This window comes from Nostoc sp. FACHB-133 (assembly GCF_014698055.1).
Classification (GTDB): domain Bacteria; phylum Cyanobacteriota; class Cyanobacteriia; order Cyanobacteriales; family Nostocaceae; genus Nostoc.
In genome coordinates this window covers 83,302-102,159 of sequence record NZ_JACJSH010000019.1, presented here as the reverse complement: position 1 = coordinate 102,159, position 18,858 = coordinate 83,302, and the positions used below count along the sequence as shown (strand labels likewise).

Here is an 18,858-nt window from a genome sequence, read left to right as displayed (position 1 = left end):
TGGAAATTGGGAATTGGGCATTGGGCATGGGCAAGAGGACAAGGGGACAAGGGGAAAGACTTGTTTCAAATTCTCACCTCTTGTCCCCTTGTCTCCCCTGCCCCCTGCCCCCTGCCCCCTGCCCCCTACTCCCCATTCCCCCTCAACGTTTGGCAACTCGTATCAAGAGGAATAGACCTATTCCCAAGAAAAGAAAATTGGGCAACCAAGCCCCCATAAAGGGAGAGAGGGCACCTGCTTGCGCGATCGCACCACTAATAAAGAAAATTAAGTAGTACGAAAAAATAACTACAACGCTAATCCCAAAGCTGGTACCTCTTCCAGTTCTCTGGGGTATGCTTCCCATCGCTGCACCTACCAAGCCAAAAACTACACATACAAAGGGCAAGGAAATTTTTTGTTGAATCCGCACCTCGAGTTTACGAATTTTTTGGCGATCGCCACCAAGATATTCCACTTGTAGTTGATCTAGTGCTTCAGCAATATTCATCTCACCATAGTCTCGACTTTTTTCTGCCAAACTTAATGGCGTGCGCGGTAGTTGCAGTTGTTGGTGTTCAAATCTGACAATGTTGCGATAAGAGCGATCAGCTGCAACAAAATAGATCGTACCGTTGTAAAAATCCCAAATATTTTGAGAAGGATTCCACTGGGCAGATTCTGATACTACAATTTGATTCAGATTTTTGGTGGAACGGTCTATAATCGTCAAACCTGTCATCCGCTTACCATCAAATTGGTCAGCGTAAAACAAACGTGTCAATATCCTATTCTTAGAGCCATCCGGTTGTGTAACATCCTGGTATTCAGGATAGAAAATATTTTGCTGTTTAAAAGCTGGCTTATCTGATTTCAGGGCTTTATCCAGAGTCACCCCGGCTTGGTAATTTGCTGCTGGTGCAATTTGTTCGTTGAATACAAATGTCATTCCTGTGACTACAAGACTCAACATCACAGCAGTTAGCACTATACGATATACGCTCACTCCACAACCACGCAGGGCAATTAATTCGCTCTCGCTAGAAAGACGACTGTAGGTCATCAAAGTAGCTAGTAGCGTAGACATGGGGAAGGCTAAAACAATAAAGTTGGGAAACTTTAGCAAAAAAACCTGAATGGCAATGTCTATCGGTAGCCCAGATTCTACGATTTTTCTGACTAGATCAAATACAGCATCAATGGTGACACCAAGTGATGAAAAAGCTCCGACACCAAAGAAAAACGGCGCGATCAATTCGCTGGTAAGGTAACGATCCATGATCGTAAAAGGTAGTAGCGAACCGAGGTTGTAGGAAGGCGTAAACTTCTTTGATATCATAAAAAATTTGAACAGTTAAATATTGACAACCCTGGTGAAGGCAGAGGCAGAAGGTGGGGGCAGGAGGCAGAAGAAAAATAGTCTTCATAATTTGGTTTTGAAGTCTAAGTTCTTTACCTCTGTTAATTGCAAACTGCTGTATCTACTGAATTTAGTATCAAACTTTAATTCTCAATGGCTGATAAAGCAGAATCAAATAAATTAATAAATTTATAATTAAAATTAAATATAAAAATAGCTTTTGAAATTATTAACTAAATAATTGTGAATTTAGGCTTGAAAATTATCCCCTAAATAATATTGCCGCACGAGGGGATTGCTGTAGAGTTCGTCAGCACCGCCAAAAGCGAGGATTTGTCCCTCGCGCATAATGTAGGCGCGATCGGTGATCGCAAGGGTTTCGCGGACATTATGATCTGTAATTAAGATTCCCATGCCGCGATCGCGCAGTTGTGCGACAATGTGCTGAATTTCTGAGACTGCGATCGGATCGACTCCCGCAAATGGTTCATCCAAAAGTAAAAATTTGGGCCCTTCTTGTCCAGCAGCTAAAGACCTTGCTAATTCCGTCCGCCGTCGCTCACCACCAGAAAGTTGAATTCCTTTACTATTAGCTAATTTTTCCAGCCGAAACTCCCGCAGTAAAGTTGTGAGTCGTCTTGACCATTCCCGTCGTGGCACATTCGTTTGCTCCAGCACCAACAGAATATTATCTTGTACCGAGAGTTGGCGGAAAACACTTGGTTCTTGTGCTAGATAGCCAACACCCAATCGTGCCCTTTTGTGCATTGGCATTTCTGTAACATCCAAATTACCCAGCCAAACTTTTCCTTGATTGGGTTTTTCTAAACCTGTGGCAATGTAAAAAGTCGTCGTTTTACCAGCCCCATTGGGGCCTAGTAAACCTACGATTTCGCCCTGACCAACAGAAAGATTGACACGATTGACAATTACTCGCTTGCCGTAAGATTTGTGAATATTCTCTAAAACAATTTTCACGCTGGAAGCACCCTTTCTTGGTGGTAAATGCTAATTAGAAGGCTTCAAAGGTGGTGTTTGTGGCACAGATGGGGCAGGTGTCGCAGCATTATCTGATTCCTCGATCATGTAGATAGACTCTACCTGACGGTTAGATTGAGGTAAAGCAACAAATCGCCCTTCATCAATTAAATACGTTACCTTCTCTGCCCGGATACTGTTACCGCCCTGTTGCAAAATATAGACGTTGCCACTGAAATCAATTCGGCGTTCCTTACTAAAGTACTGTGCTTGGGCAGATGTTGCCTGAAGCTGACGAGAAGGATACAACATTTGCACGTTACCGCGAGCGGTGATTACTTGATTTTTAGCATCATATTCTTGCACATCAGCGCGGATAGTGAGGGGACGATTGTCTTTAGATGTTTGTGCAGTAGCGGTTTGCAGTTGCGTAGGAAAGGCAAAAGTGCCCAATAGTGCAACTGGCAGCATTAAAGCTAATCCAAAGCGACGGAACTGTGACATGGGCAATTGATAGCAGGGCATCATAGCAATTAGGGATTCGGGATTTCAGATGGCATTCTAATTATCTCAAGTACTTTATCCAGATTATGAAATATACAATCTGGAGTGATTTCCGATAACTACTGGCTGAAATAGTGACGCTACCCCTAAGCTCAAGGTTTCAGGTAATTGACATCCGAGTAAAAATGACGCAGGCACAATTTATGAATTGTGCCTACCAAGGATTTCGGACAACGCATAATTAATTTACCAGATGTCTAATCAGTAGACAGCACAATTTTAGGCAAAGATAAGACCTTATTTTCACCAATATCGCCAGATGTAATCTTATCTGGCCCTATTTGTTGTAATGTCGTCAACAAGGCTGCGCTCTGACTCAATAGCTCATCCACATCAACGCCGCCGTAACTAGATGGGTAACGCCGTAAGCGATTGCCGCCTTCTCCCAGGAGAATAACTGCACCTCGCCAGTTTCGATTTTCCAAATGATACAGTGCCACAGAAATTTGGAGAATGCCTTGATAAAAGGTTTTCTCTGGTTCACTGGCTTCAATCCATAAAGCCTCTAAAGTGTCATGACAGGCGTAGAACTGGCCAGAATTGAACTGTTCTACGCCTTGCCAAAACTCTTGGGGGATGGTTTCGCTCATCCCATACTGTCTCGGACTTCTTTAATTGTTTCCAGAGAGATGTCTTGTTTTTCTCCAGCAAACTCGTTGTCAGGGGTGAGGAACAACATGCAATGGCATTCTTTGCGTTCTCTCATTGGCACACAGGGACAGTTCCAATATGTGGCATGGACTTCAGCCTCTTTATCTTCGTAATGGCGACAGGGACATAAAGGCGCACCTAGTTCGTCTTTATGTTTGGCTAGTCCTTCAATCACAACTGCGGTAACAGAAGGTTCAGAACAGAAGTATGTTCCAGTACGCTTGGCGTATTGTTCGGAAAAATGCCGCATTGCCTCTAGGCTTTTATCGCTGGATTTTGTGTTATGTTCTGATGTGATCATGTCGCTCATAATTTAAATATTTCTTTGCATTGTACCTCAGTCGCACTAAGGGATTACTGGGTGTATTTCCCCAACCTTAACCTTTCAAATTGTTTTACCTTTGTTCAAAGGCTGATATGTCCGGTGTGCTGGGATCGGTCAAAATCTGGGAAATCATAGAAGTTTAACTTCTAAGCTAATCAAAATTCAAGTTGCATCTTGAGGCAGAATTTAAAAGTCAAGAGGTTGATTTATTCTCATCTACAAACGATACTTTGACGCATCTAAGGGGAGATACCAAGCACGATCCTTATGTCGGGCTTTGTTTATTTATACATTATTGCTGAATTCTCTTCATCATAACTTTATGAGACTTTATAAAATAACTAAGTAATAACACTTATTTTTGTAGCTTAGTGTATATTCTGAAAAGTGTGATAAAAAAGCACAAACTTATCAGGAGTTACAACTACTAACACATGAGTATTTCAACTTTTGCGAAAAAATTATCGACTGCTGCGATCGCAACAACAGTCATTGTTTTTGGAATAGGAGCAGTAGCACAAGCAACCGTTTTAACATTTGATGATATAGCGTCTACTCCAAATTTTGCTCCAATTCCTAACGGCTATGGTGGATTTAATTGGAACAATTTTTACTACCTAAATGGTTCGGGTACTCGTGGTGTCTCACTTACAGGCTATAAAAATGGCTATAACAATGGCAGAGTGTCAGGAGACTACATAAGCTTTAATGGTTATGGAGACCCTGCCCTATTAAGTGATGGTATTTTTGACTTCAACAGTGTTTACCTCACAGCCGCTTGGAATAATGGTTTGTCGGTTACTGTAGAAGGTTTTAAGAGCGGCGCAACCCTGTATTCAAAAACTGTGGTTGTAGATACGACGCAGCCAACTTTAGTTAATTTTGATTATTTTGGTATTGATGAATTAAGGTTCATGTCATTTGGTGGAGTTGAGCCAGACTATCTTATAGAGAGGGGTGGTAGTGGCACACAGTTTGCGCTAGATAACTTTACCTTTAATGAAAAAGTTACATCTGTTCCCGAACCTACATTGCTACCAGCGATACTGTCAATAGCCACTGTAAGCGCTGGTTCAGTATTAAGACGTAAACAGTTAAAGCAAAGTTAACTCAAACCTTGCACTTTGCCCGAACGACTAGAAGTAGCGGCTATACAAACAAGAGCTACACGTCTGTTGGCTAAAAGCTTTACAATCTGTAGAGGTAGCATTTGTTCGTATAGCCCTTCTAGGGTGTATTTTTTTACTAAAGGTATTGATTAATACGAATTAAATGTTTTTTGCAGTTGGGGTTGCAGTGGCTGATCGCTCTGCACAAAAACACCAGGGTGTTCCCAATTAATTACCTCTGGTTCTGCTGGCGAGGAAGTATTTGGCCACAAAACCCAGCGACTACCTTGAGGAAGAGTAGCAAGGCTCAGGGGGTTTTGAGTCAGCCAAATCAAAGGGTAGCTTTTAGAAACTACTGAACTGACATCTTCTAATGCTCTGGTTGCTGCTAAGGTTTCTAAAACAAAGCGATCGCCTTTGATTAAATTTGTTGATGCTGTCCATAGTTGCACCTGTAATTGCTGTCGCTGTGCATAAAAATACAGAGATGCTGCGGCAATTACTGCTTGTTCAAAGTTTTCTTCTTCCCAATTGCTAGCACTGTCAAGGGCAATAACTATTTCTTGTCCACCTGTCACCATTTCTAACTCCCGCACCCTTAATTCCCCATAGCGGGCACTAGTCCGCCAGTGAATCAGACGAGTAGGATCTCCTAGACGGTAAGGACGGAGCGATCGCACCAGCCCTGTTGTCGCTGTCTGCAATGGTCTACCACGAGGATCGCCCCTTTTGCTCTCTTCTTGCCCCATTTCGTCTACTAAGGGGCAGGTAGCCAAGGGTAATACTGTGGGATAGACGATCGCTGTAGCAGCACAATCACGCTGACGGCGACACCAGAACAATCCTAAAGGCGCACCAGAACCAAGTTCAACTGTGTGCCAGCGATAAATACCCCGGCGCTGAGTTGGGTGGTAATATACCCAACGGTAACTACCTTGGCTAGGAATTGTTTCGATTGCCTTTTGTACTGGTTTCCCTAAGACGAAGGGCAGTATATCTTCAACTTGCAATAAGCTTACAGGCTGTTGTGTCTGATTGCAGATTTCTAATTCCACCGTTAGATCGTCACCGGCTGATACTGGTTGCATAGGACGGCGGGTAATCGATAGACCTGTGAGCGATCGCGGCGGTAAGATAGCTGCTACACCCAAAAGGGCAAAACTTATGCCGCTAATGGCATAAAGCCAACCAGCCATAGTATTGATACCCGCTCCAAAAAAACAAATAGCGGTTACTGCTAGCACCCAACCGCCATAAGTAGGGGCACAAGCGCGGGTTTCTAACCAATTCGTGATGGGTTTGATGATTTTCATGTTTCTTTTTTAACCCAACACCACTCTAAATTCACAGTGTCTCAGGGGTTCGCCAAAAAAGCTTTTAGTTGGATTCCTCAAAAAGAGATGGAAAGTTACGGCGACCGCTTACAACTCGGAGAATTTCGATACCATCATCTAATACTCTGTAGAAAACGATATAGCCTTGTAAGGTTACACCTCGGAGGTCTGGACGAATTTTTGCGTAACTTTTACCACTGTTTGGAAAGGCAACAAGCTGTTGGCACTTGCGGTTGAATTCACTGAAAAATCGCTCTCCTGCTTCAACGCTAGTTTCAGCAAAGTAGTCGGCAATTTCATTGATATCTCGGCTGGCAAGAATGTTGATGACGTAGCGACTCATGCTTGCGCCTGATGTCCTTGTCGAAACCGCTCTAGAATTTGGTTTACGAATGTCTCTCCATCAATAGGTGGCGTTTTGTCTGAAGCTAAAATCGCCGCATCAATTTTTTCTCGCACATCCTCAACCCATTCAGCATCGGCGCGATCATATTCATCAAGCAACCGTAAGGCGATTTCAAGGGCTTCTTCTGCGGAGCGATATTTCCCAGCCTGGAGCTTGGTTTGAATAAAGCGTTCTTGATCGGGTGTGAGACTTATGCTCATAGAAAACCTCTATTCAGATTATTCACCATTTTAAGTTAAAAAACTCACTCTGCTTTTTCGTTCAGTTAGGGTTTATTCAGGAAATACAGTAAGTTATATTCACACAAGATGCAGATTTTTGATTATTGCGAGTTACTGTCAAACTTTACGCTGTAACCAAGCAAATACTTCATTAACAAAGAGCGTCAAATTCAAATCTTCTAACACTGGTAATATATCCTGTCCTGCTAACAAATCTGGTAAAGAATTAGGCTGATAAACTAAAATACAGCGTTCACTTGGATCAACCAACCATCCTAGCTGACTGCCATTTCTCAAACAGTGTAAAATATTGCCAGTTACTTTCGTTTGACTTTGAGCAGGGGAAAGAATTTCAATGATCCAAGGGGGTGCAAAATCAATCCCACTGCTAATAATGTCACCGCTCTCATCCAGTGGTATTTGATTGGTAGAGATCACAACCACATCAGGAACTACTGAACGATTACCGCAGGTACAACGTAATTCAGGAAAGGCTTCGTAGTTACTGCCCAACGCATCAATTACTGCAACCAAACGTTTTTGCAATAAACTGTGTTTAGCCCCTCCCATAGGTTTCTGAATTGCCTCTCCGTTGATATATTCCCAAGCTGGTGACTCTTCAATATATGGAAGTTTTAAGAACTCTTCTAGAGTCGTGCTTTCTGTAACTGTAATTTTTCCTTGCGTCAACTCAATATTTTTCATAATCTGGAGTCACTTGGGAATTGTATATACAACTTAACAATTTTTCTGTATTTAGGTGGTTTGCATTTATCAATTTATAATTGTATATGATTAAATTATGTAATGTAGGTAGAAGGTAAAAATATGACAATTACTACCCACTTAAAGCAGCTCTATGAAACCGATGAGAATTTATGGTTAGAAGAAACTATTGAATTATTAAAACAAAAACAGTTTAACCAACTTGATTTAGAAAACTTAATTGAGGAATTAATCAGTTTGGGGAAAAGAGATTTAGCTAAAGCCAAAAGTCTTTTAAGGCAAATTATTATTCATATATTATTACTCCAATATTGGCAGATAGAATATGAGAGAAACTATCGTCATTGGATTGGAGAAATCAAAACCTTTAGATATGACTTAAATAATCATTTAACGACGAATTTAATAAACAAGTTACAGGATGATTTAGAGAATATTTATCAAAGTGCGGTTGATTTTGTGAAAATTAAAACCGATTTAAATATTTTTCTAGAAAAGTGCCCTTACACTCTTGTACAATTATTAGATGAAAATTATTTACCTTAAAGATATCAGTCTTATCTGATTTGTGTGAAATCAAAGCAGTGCTGAGAAGCGATCACAGTTTCACGAATAGTTATGATAATTGCCTTTTTCAAGGCCCCAAAAAAATAGATATAGATTTTAACGATGAACCTCTTATTGTTTGTTTCCGAAAGCTTTTTTTAGGATGTATTTTATCTAAAACTATTTTCAAAGCCTCAGCAGCTTCATCCTCTGTTCCTTGTTCATATCGAATTTGGTAATCAGATACCTCATCTGTCCAAGAACCTTTTATGTTTACCTTATTTATGCCAATCTCGGTTAGTTTCTTTTGTATTTCAGTAGCTTCTACTTTATAAAACTCACTATTAGGGCTTTCCGCTTTGTAGAAAATTTTAATCTCAAAATTTTTTAGTTTCTTTACTTGCGTCTGCAATTTATCAGTATTTGCAAAAATTGAACCTTGTGGAGATGGAATTGAGTTTTTTTGAGATGGAGTTGGAGTTAAAACTTCTGGAGAACGGCTCATATTTCTAATGAAACCCCAGGTAGTGAGTGTCAAAATTGCAATTATCACGCTTGATATAGACAGGGTACTTTTACTATAAACAGTTCTGGAATTAGAAGAATTACCAAAGAAATTTTTAGGTGCAGTAGAACTATCAACTTGCCTTTCAATAACTTCCTTCTGATATGGCTCAATATCTTCTTGTCTAAGTCCTAAAATTGCTCGCAAGTCTTCTAACTCAGACTGTACATAATCGTTCAAGGGATATTCATGTTTAACAGCTTCCGCAAATGCCTGTTGATATCGCTGTAAGTTTTCTAAACGCTCGTGATAAGGTCGGAGGACTTCAGTTTCAACTTCCCTGGCAATTTCCAGAGATAAACCTAACTGAGTTTGAAGTTTTTCCAGAATAGTACGCCCGACAGAAGAGATGGAACCGCGACTCGAATATCGTTCAACTTGCCTGCGGTATCTCAGCTTAGGATCAGTCACTTTCGCCTTTGCCAACACAATCTCAAAGCCCATATCCTTTAGTGTGATTAGCTTAGGGGTCATATTAGGTGCGGTTTCCTGTACCTTGCTGACAGCATACTCATGCAATTCCAGTACCGAAACAAAGCCATCCTCATTGCGATCGCCTGCTCCGGTTTCAATCCCCTCCACTAGATATCTGGTGTAAATCGATAAGTCTGATCCCTGCTGCTCAAAGGAATACTGAGTTGAACTGGAAGAAGTGAGTACCACCCGCCCTTCAGCCCCTAAGCTGTGCAAGTCAACCGAGCCATCATTTTTACCTAGTAATGCAGGATCAAATGCTCCGCTAAAGCAACAGTCTAAGATAATTGTCTGCCGTTTGGCACGGCTATTGTTCATAATTTCCTGAACAAAGTTTGCGGGTACAGCAGTTGACCGAATGAACTCCCCTTTGGGATTATTACGAGTGATCCGAGTTGCAAAATACAGCTTTCCACCATCATCCTTGATGCCGTGTCCAGAGAAAAATAGCAACACAAGATCGTCTTTGGCTCGACCCGAAAATAAGGTTTCAATCTCAGATTCCATTGTTTGTCGGTCAGGATTAGGAAGTGCTTTCACCTCATCAAATCCGCCCATTTCCGAATCTTTCAAAACCCGTTGCAACGCCTCAATATCTTTGACAGCGGCAGGTAAAGGATTTAGCCCCGGCTCATACTCACTGACCCCAATCAGTAACGCTACCTTTGCCATCTTTTCCTGTCTATGCTGCAATAAAATCTTGGGCTGCTTTGATGGCGGCTTCTAGTTCTTCCCGACTGTGGGCTTTCACTGTCAGCTTCTTGCCGTTGGCTTCCACCGACAGTTCAATAGTTTTACCACCAAGGCGATCGCCCAGAAATCCCACCAACTTTTTCGCATTGGCTATATTTACCTCAGCCATTAACATACCCACCAGAAACCCACCTAATGCTTTGTTGCCTTCTGGTGGGCTAGGATCAAGAACACGGCCAACTGCATCTACCTCGTCAATTTGCTTGAGTTCAGTAATTAGTCGTTGAACCTGCTCGTCCTTTTCTTCCGCGTCCAAGTCAGGGTCGTTGAAGGCGATCGTAAATTTAATGCTATTTGCTGTCATGCTGTACTAATAAAAGTTTAGTTAGTTTTTTTATAAAGACTGACAATTACATTTCTTTATACCAGTAAAAACCTTATTCTCTAATGAATATAACGAACATTTGTATAAATCTTCATAGAAAACAAATTTGTCTTTTTGGATATAAGTACGACAAACAACACTAGAGAGTTTCGAGGAGTTGAGCAACCTAAAAAAGACATACACGAGATATAACCAACAAAATAAAAAGCCCACTAATGTGGGCTTTCTAAATCAATTAAGTTATTGCTTTACTTAGCGTTTCGCCAACTTCTTCGACATCTTCCGCAGACGAATTGATTGGGGTGTAACTTCCACTAATTCATCAGGGCCGATGTATTCCAAAGCACGCTCTAGGCTCATGTCTATCGGTGCTTGCAGTTGCACTAATTCATCGCCACCAGCAGCCCGGTGGTTGGTCAACTGCTTGGTTTTACAGATATTCAATTCCAAATCTTGGGAACGATTGTGTTCTCCCACAATCATTCCTCTGTAAACCTTTGTGCCGGGAGTAATAAAGAATGCTCCTCTATCTTCGGCATTTCTCATGGCGTAGAAGGTAGAAACGCCTTCTTCAAAGGAGATTAAAACGCCTTTGTTACGGGCTTCAATATCGCCACTGATTTGACGGTAGTCTAAGAAGCTGTGGTTCATGATGCCTTCACCACGAGTCATCCGCATGAATTCACCCCGGAAACCAATCAATCCACGGGCGGGAATCACAAACTCTAGCTGGGTGCGATCGCCACTACCTGGTTGCATATCTTGCATTTCGCCTTTGCGTTGTCCCAGGCGTTCAATACAGCTACCCACACCATCAGCAGGAATGTCTAACACCAAGAGTTCGTAAGGTTCGCAAGGTTGACCGTTGATTTCGCGGTAAATTACCTGTGGCTGAGATACCTGAAACTCGAAACCTTCCCGGCGCATGGTTTCAATTAAGATACCCAGGTGGAGTTCTCCACGACCGGAAACGAGGAATTTATCAGGAGAATCGGTTTCTTCGACCCGCAAAGCAACGTTGGTTTCAAGTTCGCGGAATAGGCGATCGCGTATTTGTCTTGATGTCACCAACTTACCTTCTTGACCAGCAAAGGGCGAATCATTCACCCAGAAGGCCATTTGCAAGGTTGGTTCATCCACTTTAATTAGTGGTAAAGCTTGCGGTTCATTGGGGTCAGTAATCGTTTCCCCAATATAAGCATCAGCGAAACCAGCTACCGCGACAATATAACCTGCGGTTGCTTCTTCCATCTCTACGCGCTTCAGTCCATCGAAACCCATCAATTTGGTAATTTTGCCCTTGACAATAGTACCATTTTCTGTTACCAGCGCTGCTTGCTGCCCTGCGCGGATAGTACCGTTGTGGATTCTGCCAATCACAATCCGTCCCAGATATTCAGAATAATCTAGGGTTGTAACTTGCAATTGCAGAGGCTTATTGCTGTCGCCTACTGGTGGTGGAACGTGTTGCAGAATCGCATTAAACAGGGGTTGCATATCTACCGATTCTGCTTCCAAGCTTTCCTTAGCGAAACCTCCCATACCGGAGGCAAACAGATAGGTAAAATCACACTGGTCTTCATCTGCCCCTAATTCCAAGAACAGATCCAATACTTTATCGACAGCAACGTGGGGGTCAGTTTGACCACGGTCGATTTTGTTGATGATAACAATGGGGCGCAGCCCTTTTTCTAAAGCTTTTTTCAGAACAAAGCGCGTTTGGGGCATGGGGCCTTCATTGGCATCGACAATCAGAAGACATCCGTCAACCATGCCGAGTACACGTTCAACTTCACCACCAAAGTCAGCGTGTCCAGGAGTATCAACAATATTGATTAGTGTTTCTTTGTAGCGAACTGCTGTATTTTTGGACAGGATAGTAATACCCCGTTCCCGTTCTAGGGCGTTGGAGTCCATAACGCAATCCGGAACGTCTTCGCCTTCGCGGAAAATGCCGGATTGTTTGAGGAGTGCGTCAACCAGCGTGGTTTTGCCGTGGTCAACGTGGGCGATAATGGCGACGTTGCGAATTGGGAGCGTCATAGAAGCTTTTGGTGAACTCTAGAGGGGGTTTTTAGATTTACATTTGAATGCTAGGCTGTTTTAACAGAATTGGGAATGATCAGCAATTTCTGTAAAGAACCTTTAACAATTCTAGCGTAATCGTCACAATTGCGGTGAGGTTTGTCAAGGTTGCATAAGAGAGAAAGTTGGGCAGGGTGAATATTTACTTAGCGTTGAATTATTTACCCGATCTTAATTAGAAGATTTAACCGAATGTAGTTTAACAGTGGGTAAATGTCTGTTTAAAACCTCTAAGTACAGATTTGCATTAATTGGTAGCGGTTTTAAACCAGATGTACTTCTCTACGAGACGCTACGCGTAGCTTGCTTCCACGAAGTGGTACGCCTTTGCACAGGGTAGGGACGCTGGGGAAAGGTAAGCAGAGTTTTTCAAGAGGATTCGCTATAAACTTATGAAATTATGTACATTAAGATATATTTTCTTCTGTAAATTAGTCTACCTTGTGCGATAGTTGACATCAGCATTTTGGAGTTTTGAATCATAGCTTAGTTATAAGGACAGCAATTACAGAGTGATAAATATACAATTAAATAAAAAATAATCACGTGAAGTTGGATTTGGTTTTACGTATCTTGCAAAATACGAGTGTGTGCATTACCTTGCCATAAAAACTTTGGATTATAAAGTGCAATGCGACCCAATTTTGCTAAGTTTCAACAAGATTTTTTTAATAAGGCGATAAAACTAGCAAACATTTTACAGCAATTACAACAAGTGTCCATGTAGAAACGTTGCAGTACAGAGCTTATACGGAATTCAAGGTATAATTTAAAAATTAATAAACTGACAGCAATAAAATAATTATTATGATCTGCTGCCTAAACCCCAATTGCGAGAATCCCCAAAATCCTGATGGGACAAATTACTGCCTCAGTTGTGGGACACAGTTGCGATCGCTACTCAGAAATCGTTACCGCATTATCGCACCGCTAGGGAGAGGAGGGTTTGCACGCACATACGTAGCAGAGGATATAGACAAGCTAAATGAACGATGTGTTGTTAAGCAACTGGTTCTCAGTCAATTTTATGGCAGTCAAGGTACTCACGCACATCAAAAAGCAACTCAATTGTTTGAACGAGAGGCCAAACGTCTACAAGAATTAGGGGAACATCTACAAATTCCCAATTTGTATGGATATTTTAAAGAAGGTGAATATCTGTACTTAGTACAGCAGTTTATCGAAGGTCAAAATCTGTTGCAAGAGTTAAAACAACACGGTTTTTTTGATGAAGCTAAGATTCGATCTTTTTTGAATGATTTATTATCTGTGCTGGTCGCCATACATCAACAGCAAATAATTCATCGAGATATTAAGCCAGAAAATATTATTCGCCGCCAGAGTGATCATAAGTTAGTACTAATTGATTTTGGGGTTTCAAAGCAAAAGGCGGAAACTACAACTACTGCAATTGGGACAATTATTGGTTCATTAGGTTACGCACCAATTGAGCAAATGCAATTTGGTAAAGTTTTTCCTTCCAGTGATATGTATAGTTTAGGCGTAACTTGCTTTCATCTACTAACAAATATTTCTCCCTCGAATTTCTGGCTCAAACAAGGCTATGGTTGGACTTCTAGTTGGCGAAAGCATTTGACACAACCCATAAGTCAAGAATTAGAATTGATTCTGGATAAATTACTCCAAGAAAATCATGAGCAGCGTTATCAATCTGCACAGGCTGTCTTACAAGACTTGAATAATCTACCACCACTCAGGCATACATTACCTCCTACAGTTATTTCGCCTTCTCAACTATTAGAATCAGAAGCACAAGCTCAACAAAAAACAATTGGATATTTCCCAGAATTTTCTAATAATAAATTATTCTCTGGAGCCATAATTACAGGTTCAGGTAGTTCATTGTTAGCAATCGCACTGATTAGTTTTTTAGGGACTACTTGGATTAGCTCTGGATTGTGGCTGCTAATTTTAGGTGGGGTAATCTTAATTCAATCTCGTTCGCTTTTGGAAAAAAGTTATTTAATTGTGATTGCTATCATAGCAAATTCACTAATTGTCTTGACTTTCAAAAACTTGCTCACAAATAACCTTCTCCAATCTGGAGTGAATGGACTTTTGCTTGTAGTATTGCTAGTTTTTCTTGCAGGTCTTTTGACACTTATCATTGTGGGTATGTCAGAAATAATAAACAAACTTATTTCTAAATATTTTTAAAATTTAAGTATAGGTAAATTTTCCACTGTATATTGATTTTTAATAAGCTTTTTATAATTTGGAGTATTATTCATGACAAATAAAAAAGAGAACCTGAAGTTGCTTATTTCTTTGGGGCTGGCTGGAGTAATGGTAGCAGGTATTTTGTGGGTAATTAAGCAACTTTCTTCTAGTATCGTAATAACATCATCAAACAACCCCACATCTAGTTCAAGTGAAGTTAAGAATAAGCCTCCATTGATGAATCTGGGTACAAGAATTTTGTTGAAAGTGCAAACATACCCTGATAAAACAGATGGAGTTAAAGCTTTTGAGCAAAAAGATTTTACCACTGCTGTTCAAAAGTTTAGCGCTTCCTTAAAAAATAATCCTAATGACCCAGAAACTCTAATTTATTTAAATAACGCTAAAATTGCACGAGATAAGTATAGCGCTCTAAAAGTTGCTGTGATAGCATCAATTAATTTTGACTCTAATTTATCAGAAGAAATTTTGCGTGGTGTAGCTCAAGCTCAAAATGAAATTAATAACCAAGGAGGAATTGATGGTAAGAAGCTGCAAATTGTGATTGCCAGTGCTGAAAATAGAGAAGATTTTGCACGATTAGATAATGAATTATTTCAAGACAAAAGTATTGTGGCAGCAGTGGGAGTGAGACGTAATGCTGCAATTTATAATGAAAAGCACTTGGTGTTAGTCTTTCCTGTCGAGCGCCCAACTCAAGCCGAAAATCAAGAAAAGTTAGATAATAATGCAGTAAGTAGTGAGGCAGATAGTTCCACAACTAACTACTTATTTCATGTAAATCCGCTATATGATAATTTAGTAGATACTCATGCTCGCTACATTGCTCGACAGGGAAGAAATGTTGCTATTTGTGGCGATATTCGTAGCTCAAGAGATAATTCAGGTTCCTCATCTAATAAGATACTTGTAGAACAGTACACTCAAGCTCTCCAAAAATATGGAAGTAAGGTTATTAACACACCTTGCAATTTGGCAGACAAAGATTTGGACTATAAAGCTTTTGTAGATAAAGCTATAGAAACAGAAAACGCCAGTGCCTTTTTACTATTACCTTCAGTCAGAAATATATATTTTGCCACCAAAGTAGCACAAGAGGTTAAAGGCAGGAAACCTATCTTTGCTTCCGAAACTATGTACAGTTCAACAACTTTGCAAAATGGCACCGATCTCGAAGGAATGGTACTACCTGTGTATTGGCATCGTGATGCTAATAAAAATAATCCATTTGCAGAAAATGCCTTTAAGCTTTGGAATGCACGGGTAAATCAGAGAACAGCCGGAGCTTATGATGCACTCCAAGTAATTATCACTGGACTGAAACAAGATAACACCCGCGAAGGGTTGCAAAAGGTATTGTCTAATCGTGATTTTTCAACTTCTGGAGCCACAGGAATGATTAAGTTTTCGCCTTCAGGTGAGCGCCAAGGAGAAGCTTTACTAGTTAAAATCGAGCGTTGTGGGCGTTGTTCTTCTGGAAGTGATTATGATTTTGCCCTCTTGAATAAGAAGTAATTTTTTGATAGGAATTTTCATTCCAAAGATATAGATTGCTTCAAAATTAGCTAATCTGTTTATCTGTTCAATTTGGATGTAATACAGAATATCTGTTCCTAATTTAGAACTATAAATCGGGATGATCGCTTTAATTTTTATTTCTGTTGTGTAACGCTAAAGTTTTTTCTACCCAGAGTCATGAGAGCTATCACTCAAAAGAAAGAGGGAATCTCCCTAAGCTGTGTGTCAAGGTTATATCAGTAATAATTATGAACACTTTGCCGAGGAGAACTACGGATGGTAGCTACTTTAGATGATACGAAACGCAATGCTATTGCTGTGAAATTGGCAAGTATCAAAGCACTTCAACAGTTGGTTATCGAAAATGAACAATCGCTTTTGAGAGAAGGACTCGATGCCGAAATTGCTGATCGCATCAGAAATTTCCTCAAAGATGATGAAAAAAATCTTGGCGTTCTGGAAACTGTAATTGGTCAGTATGGCATTCAGGCTGAACCCAAAAAAAATGTTACACAATTCATTGAAAAAGCTCGCGAATTGTTCAAAGGTTCTGAGTTGAGCCTGTATGAAAAAGTATCTCAGCATGAATTGCTGAAACATCAACTAGTAATGAGTGGCTTGATAGTTCACAAGGCTGCTCAAAAAGTTGGTGCTGATGTGTTGTTAGCGATCGCACCTTTGAACACCATTAACTTTGAAAACCGCGCTCATCAAGAGCAACTCAAAGGTATTTTAGAAATTCTTGGTGTCCGCGAACTCACTGGACAAGATGCAGATCAAGGAATTTGGGCACGTGTTCAAGACGCTATGGCCGCCGTCAGTGGTGTAGTAGGTAGCGCTGTCACCCAAACCAGCGACAAAAAGGATCTGAATATTCAAGATGCCCTTCGCCTCGATCACAACAAAGTAAATACCTTGTTCACGGAATTACTACAAAGTAACAATCCACAAAAGATTCAAGAGTACTTTGGTCAAATTTACAAGGATTTAACTGCCCACGCTGAAGCTGAAGAGGAAGTAGTCTATCCAAGAGTACGTCCTTTCTACGGTCAAGATAACACCCAAGAACTGTTTGACGAGCAAGCTGAGATGAAGCGGGTGTTAAAGCAAATTAAGGCTATCAGCCCTTCTTCATCTGAATTCAAAGATCAAGTTAGACAGCTGATGGAAGCTGTTGGCGACCATATTCGTCAAGAAGAAAGCACAATGTTTGCTGCTATTCGTAACAACTTGAGCAGCGATCAAAGTGAGCAACTGGCTACTGAATTCAAAGCTGCTAAGACCCGAATTCAAGAGAAATTGGGTGTTGTTAGCGAATCGAATGTGTAGGATGCTTTCGAGCTTTCTATATCAGCTAAACAAGGTTAATTAAACAAAAACTCCCAGCGCTGATGTGCTGGGAGTTTTTGTTTAAAAATTTTGCTGACAGTATTTATAAGCGGTGTATGCCATAGTTACAACCCCAGTGATAATGGCAGATTCATCGACTTCAAATTGGGGATGGTGTAATGGGTGGTTAATGATTCTTTCTTTGTAGCCGACACCCAAACGAAACATGGAACCAGGGACGTGTTCCAAATACATAGAAAAATCTTCAGCACCAAGGGAAGGTTCGGGTAAGACTTGAACGCGATCGCTACTCCACGCTTCTTCTGCGGCTGATTGTAACAATTGTGTCAAGGCATAATCATTTTGAACACTGGGTACACCCTGGCGATAATTGACTTGATAGTTTGCTCCGTAGGTCTGGCAAACATTAGATACAATGTTTTCAATCCAGTTCGGGAGATGGGCGCGAGTTTCGGGATGGAGCGATCGCACGGTTCCCAATAATTGCACTTTATCAGCAATTATATTCGGCGCTCTGCCACCATTAATCTTCCCGATACTCAATACTACAGGACGCAAGGGGTTCTGCGTTCGGCTGATGGCTTGTTGCAATGCAGTAATAACTTGGCAAGCAATCCAAATTGCATCAATGGCCTCATGAGGACGCGCCCCGTGCCCAGATTCTCCCATAATTAGAATTTCTAAATCATCTGCGGCGGCTGTTAAAGCCCCGTAACGCACGCCAATCGATCCTGCGGGTATAGAAGGAAAAACATGAATCCCTAATACAGCCGAGACGTTTTTCATCGCCCCATCTTTCACCATCCAGCTTGCCCCTTGAGCAATTTCCTCGGCTGGTTGAAATAAAAACCGCACTTTCCCACCCAATTCCTCTGCCATCTGGGATAGAACCATTGCTGTTCCTAACCCCACGGTGGTATGAACATCGTGACCACAAGCGTGCATAACACCCTCTGCGCGAGAGGCATATTCCAAATTTGTGCCCTCTTGAATTGGCAAGGCATCCATATCGGTGCGAATTGCCAATAAACGGTCATTTTGACCAGTGCCTTGGAGTTCTCCAACTACGCCCGTTTTACCAACTCCCTCTTGTACGTGCAGACCACTGGAAGACAAAACACCAGCTACAAAGGCTGCTGTTTGGTACTCTTGACCACTGAGTTCTGGATGAGAGTGAATATGGCGGCGAATTTCAATCAAGCGAGGCGCTAGTTTTGCTGCTAAGTCTTTAATATGGGTAAGCATCAATCTCAATTAATCTACAAGCTTTTTTCCCATGATAAAGAACCATTAACAAACAAAATGCTTTTGCTATACCAGGATAGGTGAAGGGGCAAGGGGGCAGGGAGCAGGGGGTAGGGAGCAGAGGGAGATTAATTAATAACCA

General features: G+C 41.1%; 18 protein-coding genes. 5 read left to right on the top strand and 13 right to left on the bottom strand.

All coding sequences use genetic code 11. From position 1 onward, the window contains the following. Positions 1-142 precede the first annotated feature (142 nt). The 5 genes from H6G86_RS17155 to H6G86_RS17135 form a co-directional block, all read right to left on the bottom strand. Positions 143-1,258: an LptF/LptG family permease gene (locus H6G86_RS17155; RefSeq protein ID WP_114085138.1), complete on the bottom strand. Its 1,116-nt coding sequence runs from the start codon at positions 1,256-1,258 to the stop codon at positions 143-145. A 330-nt stretch (positions 1,259-1,588) separates the two neighbouring features. Continuing rightward, entirely contained in the window at positions 1,589-2,317 is a 729-nt protein-coding gene (lptB, locus tag H6G86_RS17150) for an LPS export ABC transporter ATP-binding protein (RefSeq protein ID WP_190935323.1), read from the bottom strand. A gap of 30 nt (positions 2,318-2,347) precedes the next feature. Next, on the bottom strand, positions 2,348-2,845 hold the full coding sequence (locus tag H6G86_RS17145) for an LptA/OstA family protein (protein ID WP_179071508.1): 498 nt from the start codon (positions 2,843-2,845) through the stop codon (positions 2,348-2,350). A 233-nt stretch (positions 2,846-3,078) separates the two neighbouring features. After that, positions 3,079-3,471: a DUF309 domain-containing protein gene (locus tag H6G86_RS17140; protein WP_185586468.1), complete on the bottom strand. Its 393-nt coding sequence runs from the start codon at positions 3,469-3,471 to the stop codon at positions 3,079-3,081. Beyond that, positions 3,468-3,833 carry a ferredoxin thioredoxin reductase catalytic beta subunit gene (locus H6G86_RS17135; protein WP_041565931.1) on the bottom strand — a complete coding sequence of 122 codons (366 nt, stop codon included), beginning with the start codon at positions 3,831-3,833 and terminating at the stop codon, positions 3,468-3,470. The genes H6G86_RS17140 and H6G86_RS17135 overlap by 4 nt, the downstream gene beginning before the upstream one ends. 458 nt (positions 3,834-4,291) lie before the next feature. Between H6G86_RS17135 and H6G86_RS17130 the strand changes: the two genes are divergently transcribed. Next, positions 4,292-4,966: a PEP-CTERM sorting domain-containing protein gene (locus tag H6G86_RS17130; RefSeq protein ID WP_190935322.1), complete on the top strand. Its 675-nt coding sequence runs from the start codon at positions 4,292-4,294 to the stop codon at positions 4,964-4,966. A gap of 149 nt (positions 4,967-5,115) precedes the next feature. On the opposite strand, the gene H6G86_RS17125 is transcribed toward H6G86_RS17130, so the two are convergent. From H6G86_RS17125 to H6G86_RS17110, 4 genes are all read right to left on the bottom strand, one after another. Continuing rightward, a complete protein-coding gene (locus tag H6G86_RS17125) occupies positions 5,116-6,279 on the bottom strand; it encodes a DUF58 domain-containing protein (RefSeq protein ID WP_190935321.1) in 1,164 nt (387 codons plus the stop codon). 64 nt (positions 6,280-6,343) lie between these two features. Then, a complete protein-coding gene (locus tag H6G86_RS17120) occupies positions 6,344-6,643 on the bottom strand; it encodes a type II toxin-antitoxin system RelE/ParE family toxin (protein WP_190935320.1) in 300 nt (99 codons plus the stop codon). Next, entirely contained in the window at positions 6,640-6,906 is a 267-nt protein-coding gene (locus tag H6G86_RS17115) for a ribbon-helix-helix domain-containing protein (protein WP_190935319.1), read from the bottom strand. Before H6G86_RS17115 ends, H6G86_RS17120 begins: the two co-directional genes overlap by 4 nt. 138 nt (positions 6,907-7,044) lie before the next feature. Further along, positions 7,045-7,632: a Uma2 family endonuclease gene (locus H6G86_RS17110; RefSeq protein WP_190935318.1), complete on the bottom strand. Its 588-nt coding sequence runs from the start codon at positions 7,630-7,632 to the stop codon at positions 7,045-7,047. A gap of 123 nt (positions 7,633-7,755) precedes the next feature. Between H6G86_RS17110 and H6G86_RS17105 the strand changes: the two genes are divergently transcribed. Then, on the top strand, positions 7,756-8,199 hold the full coding sequence (locus H6G86_RS17105; RefSeq protein WP_190935317.1) for a DUF29 domain-containing protein: 444 nt from the start codon (positions 7,756-7,758) through the stop codon (positions 8,197-8,199). Positions 8,200-8,287: 88 nt separating this feature from the next. On the opposite strand, the gene H6G86_RS17100 is transcribed toward H6G86_RS17105, so the two are convergent. The 3 genes from H6G86_RS17100 to typA form a co-directional block, all read right to left on the bottom strand. Further along, positions 8,288-9,910, bottom strand: a complete 1,623-nt coding sequence (locus tag H6G86_RS17100; protein WP_190935316.1) for a caspase family protein — start codon at positions 9,908-9,910, stop codon at positions 8,288-8,290. A 10-nt stretch (positions 9,911-9,920) separates the two neighbouring features. Further along, positions 9,921-10,295: a hypothetical protein gene (locus H6G86_RS17095; RefSeq protein ID WP_190935315.1), complete on the bottom strand. Its 375-nt coding sequence runs from the start codon at positions 10,293-10,295 to the stop codon at positions 9,921-9,923. 273 nt (positions 10,296-10,568) lie between these two features. Then, the gene (gene typA, locus H6G86_RS17090) at positions 10,569-12,359 is read right to left on the bottom strand and encodes a translational GTPase TypA (protein WP_190935314.1); all 1,791 of its coding nucleotides are present in this window, start codon (positions 12,357-12,359) and stop codon (positions 10,569-10,571) included. An 849-nt stretch (positions 12,360-13,208) separates the two neighbouring features. On the opposite strand from typA, the gene H6G86_RS17085 reads away from it, so the two are divergent. The 3 genes from H6G86_RS17085 (at position 13,209) to H6G86_RS17075 (ending at position 17,450) form a co-directional block, all read left to right on the top strand. Then, positions 13,209-14,579: a serine/threonine-protein kinase gene (locus H6G86_RS17085; protein WP_190935313.1), complete on the top strand. Its 1,371-nt coding sequence runs from the start codon at positions 13,209-13,211 to the stop codon at positions 14,577-14,579. A 72-nt stretch (positions 14,580-14,651) separates the two neighbouring features. Continuing rightward, a complete protein-coding gene (locus tag H6G86_RS17080; RefSeq protein ID WP_190935312.1) occupies positions 14,652-16,118 on the top strand; it encodes an ABC transporter substrate-binding protein in 1,467 nt (488 codons plus the stop codon). 279 nt (positions 16,119-16,397) lie between these two features. Beyond that, positions 16,398-17,450 (top strand): hemerythrin domain-containing protein, encoded by a 1,053-nt coding sequence (locus H6G86_RS17075; RefSeq protein WP_190935311.1) that lies wholly within the window; start codon positions 16,398-16,400, stop codon positions 17,448-17,450. Positions 17,451-17,531: 81 nt separating this feature from the next. Here H6G86_RS17075 and H6G86_RS17070 read toward each other — a convergent pair whose 3' ends face one another. Next, positions 17,532-18,716: a M20 family metallopeptidase gene (locus H6G86_RS17070; protein WP_190935310.1), complete on the bottom strand. Its 1,185-nt coding sequence runs from the start codon at positions 18,714-18,716 to the stop codon at positions 17,532-17,534. Positions 18,717-18,858: the final 142 nt, after the last annotated feature.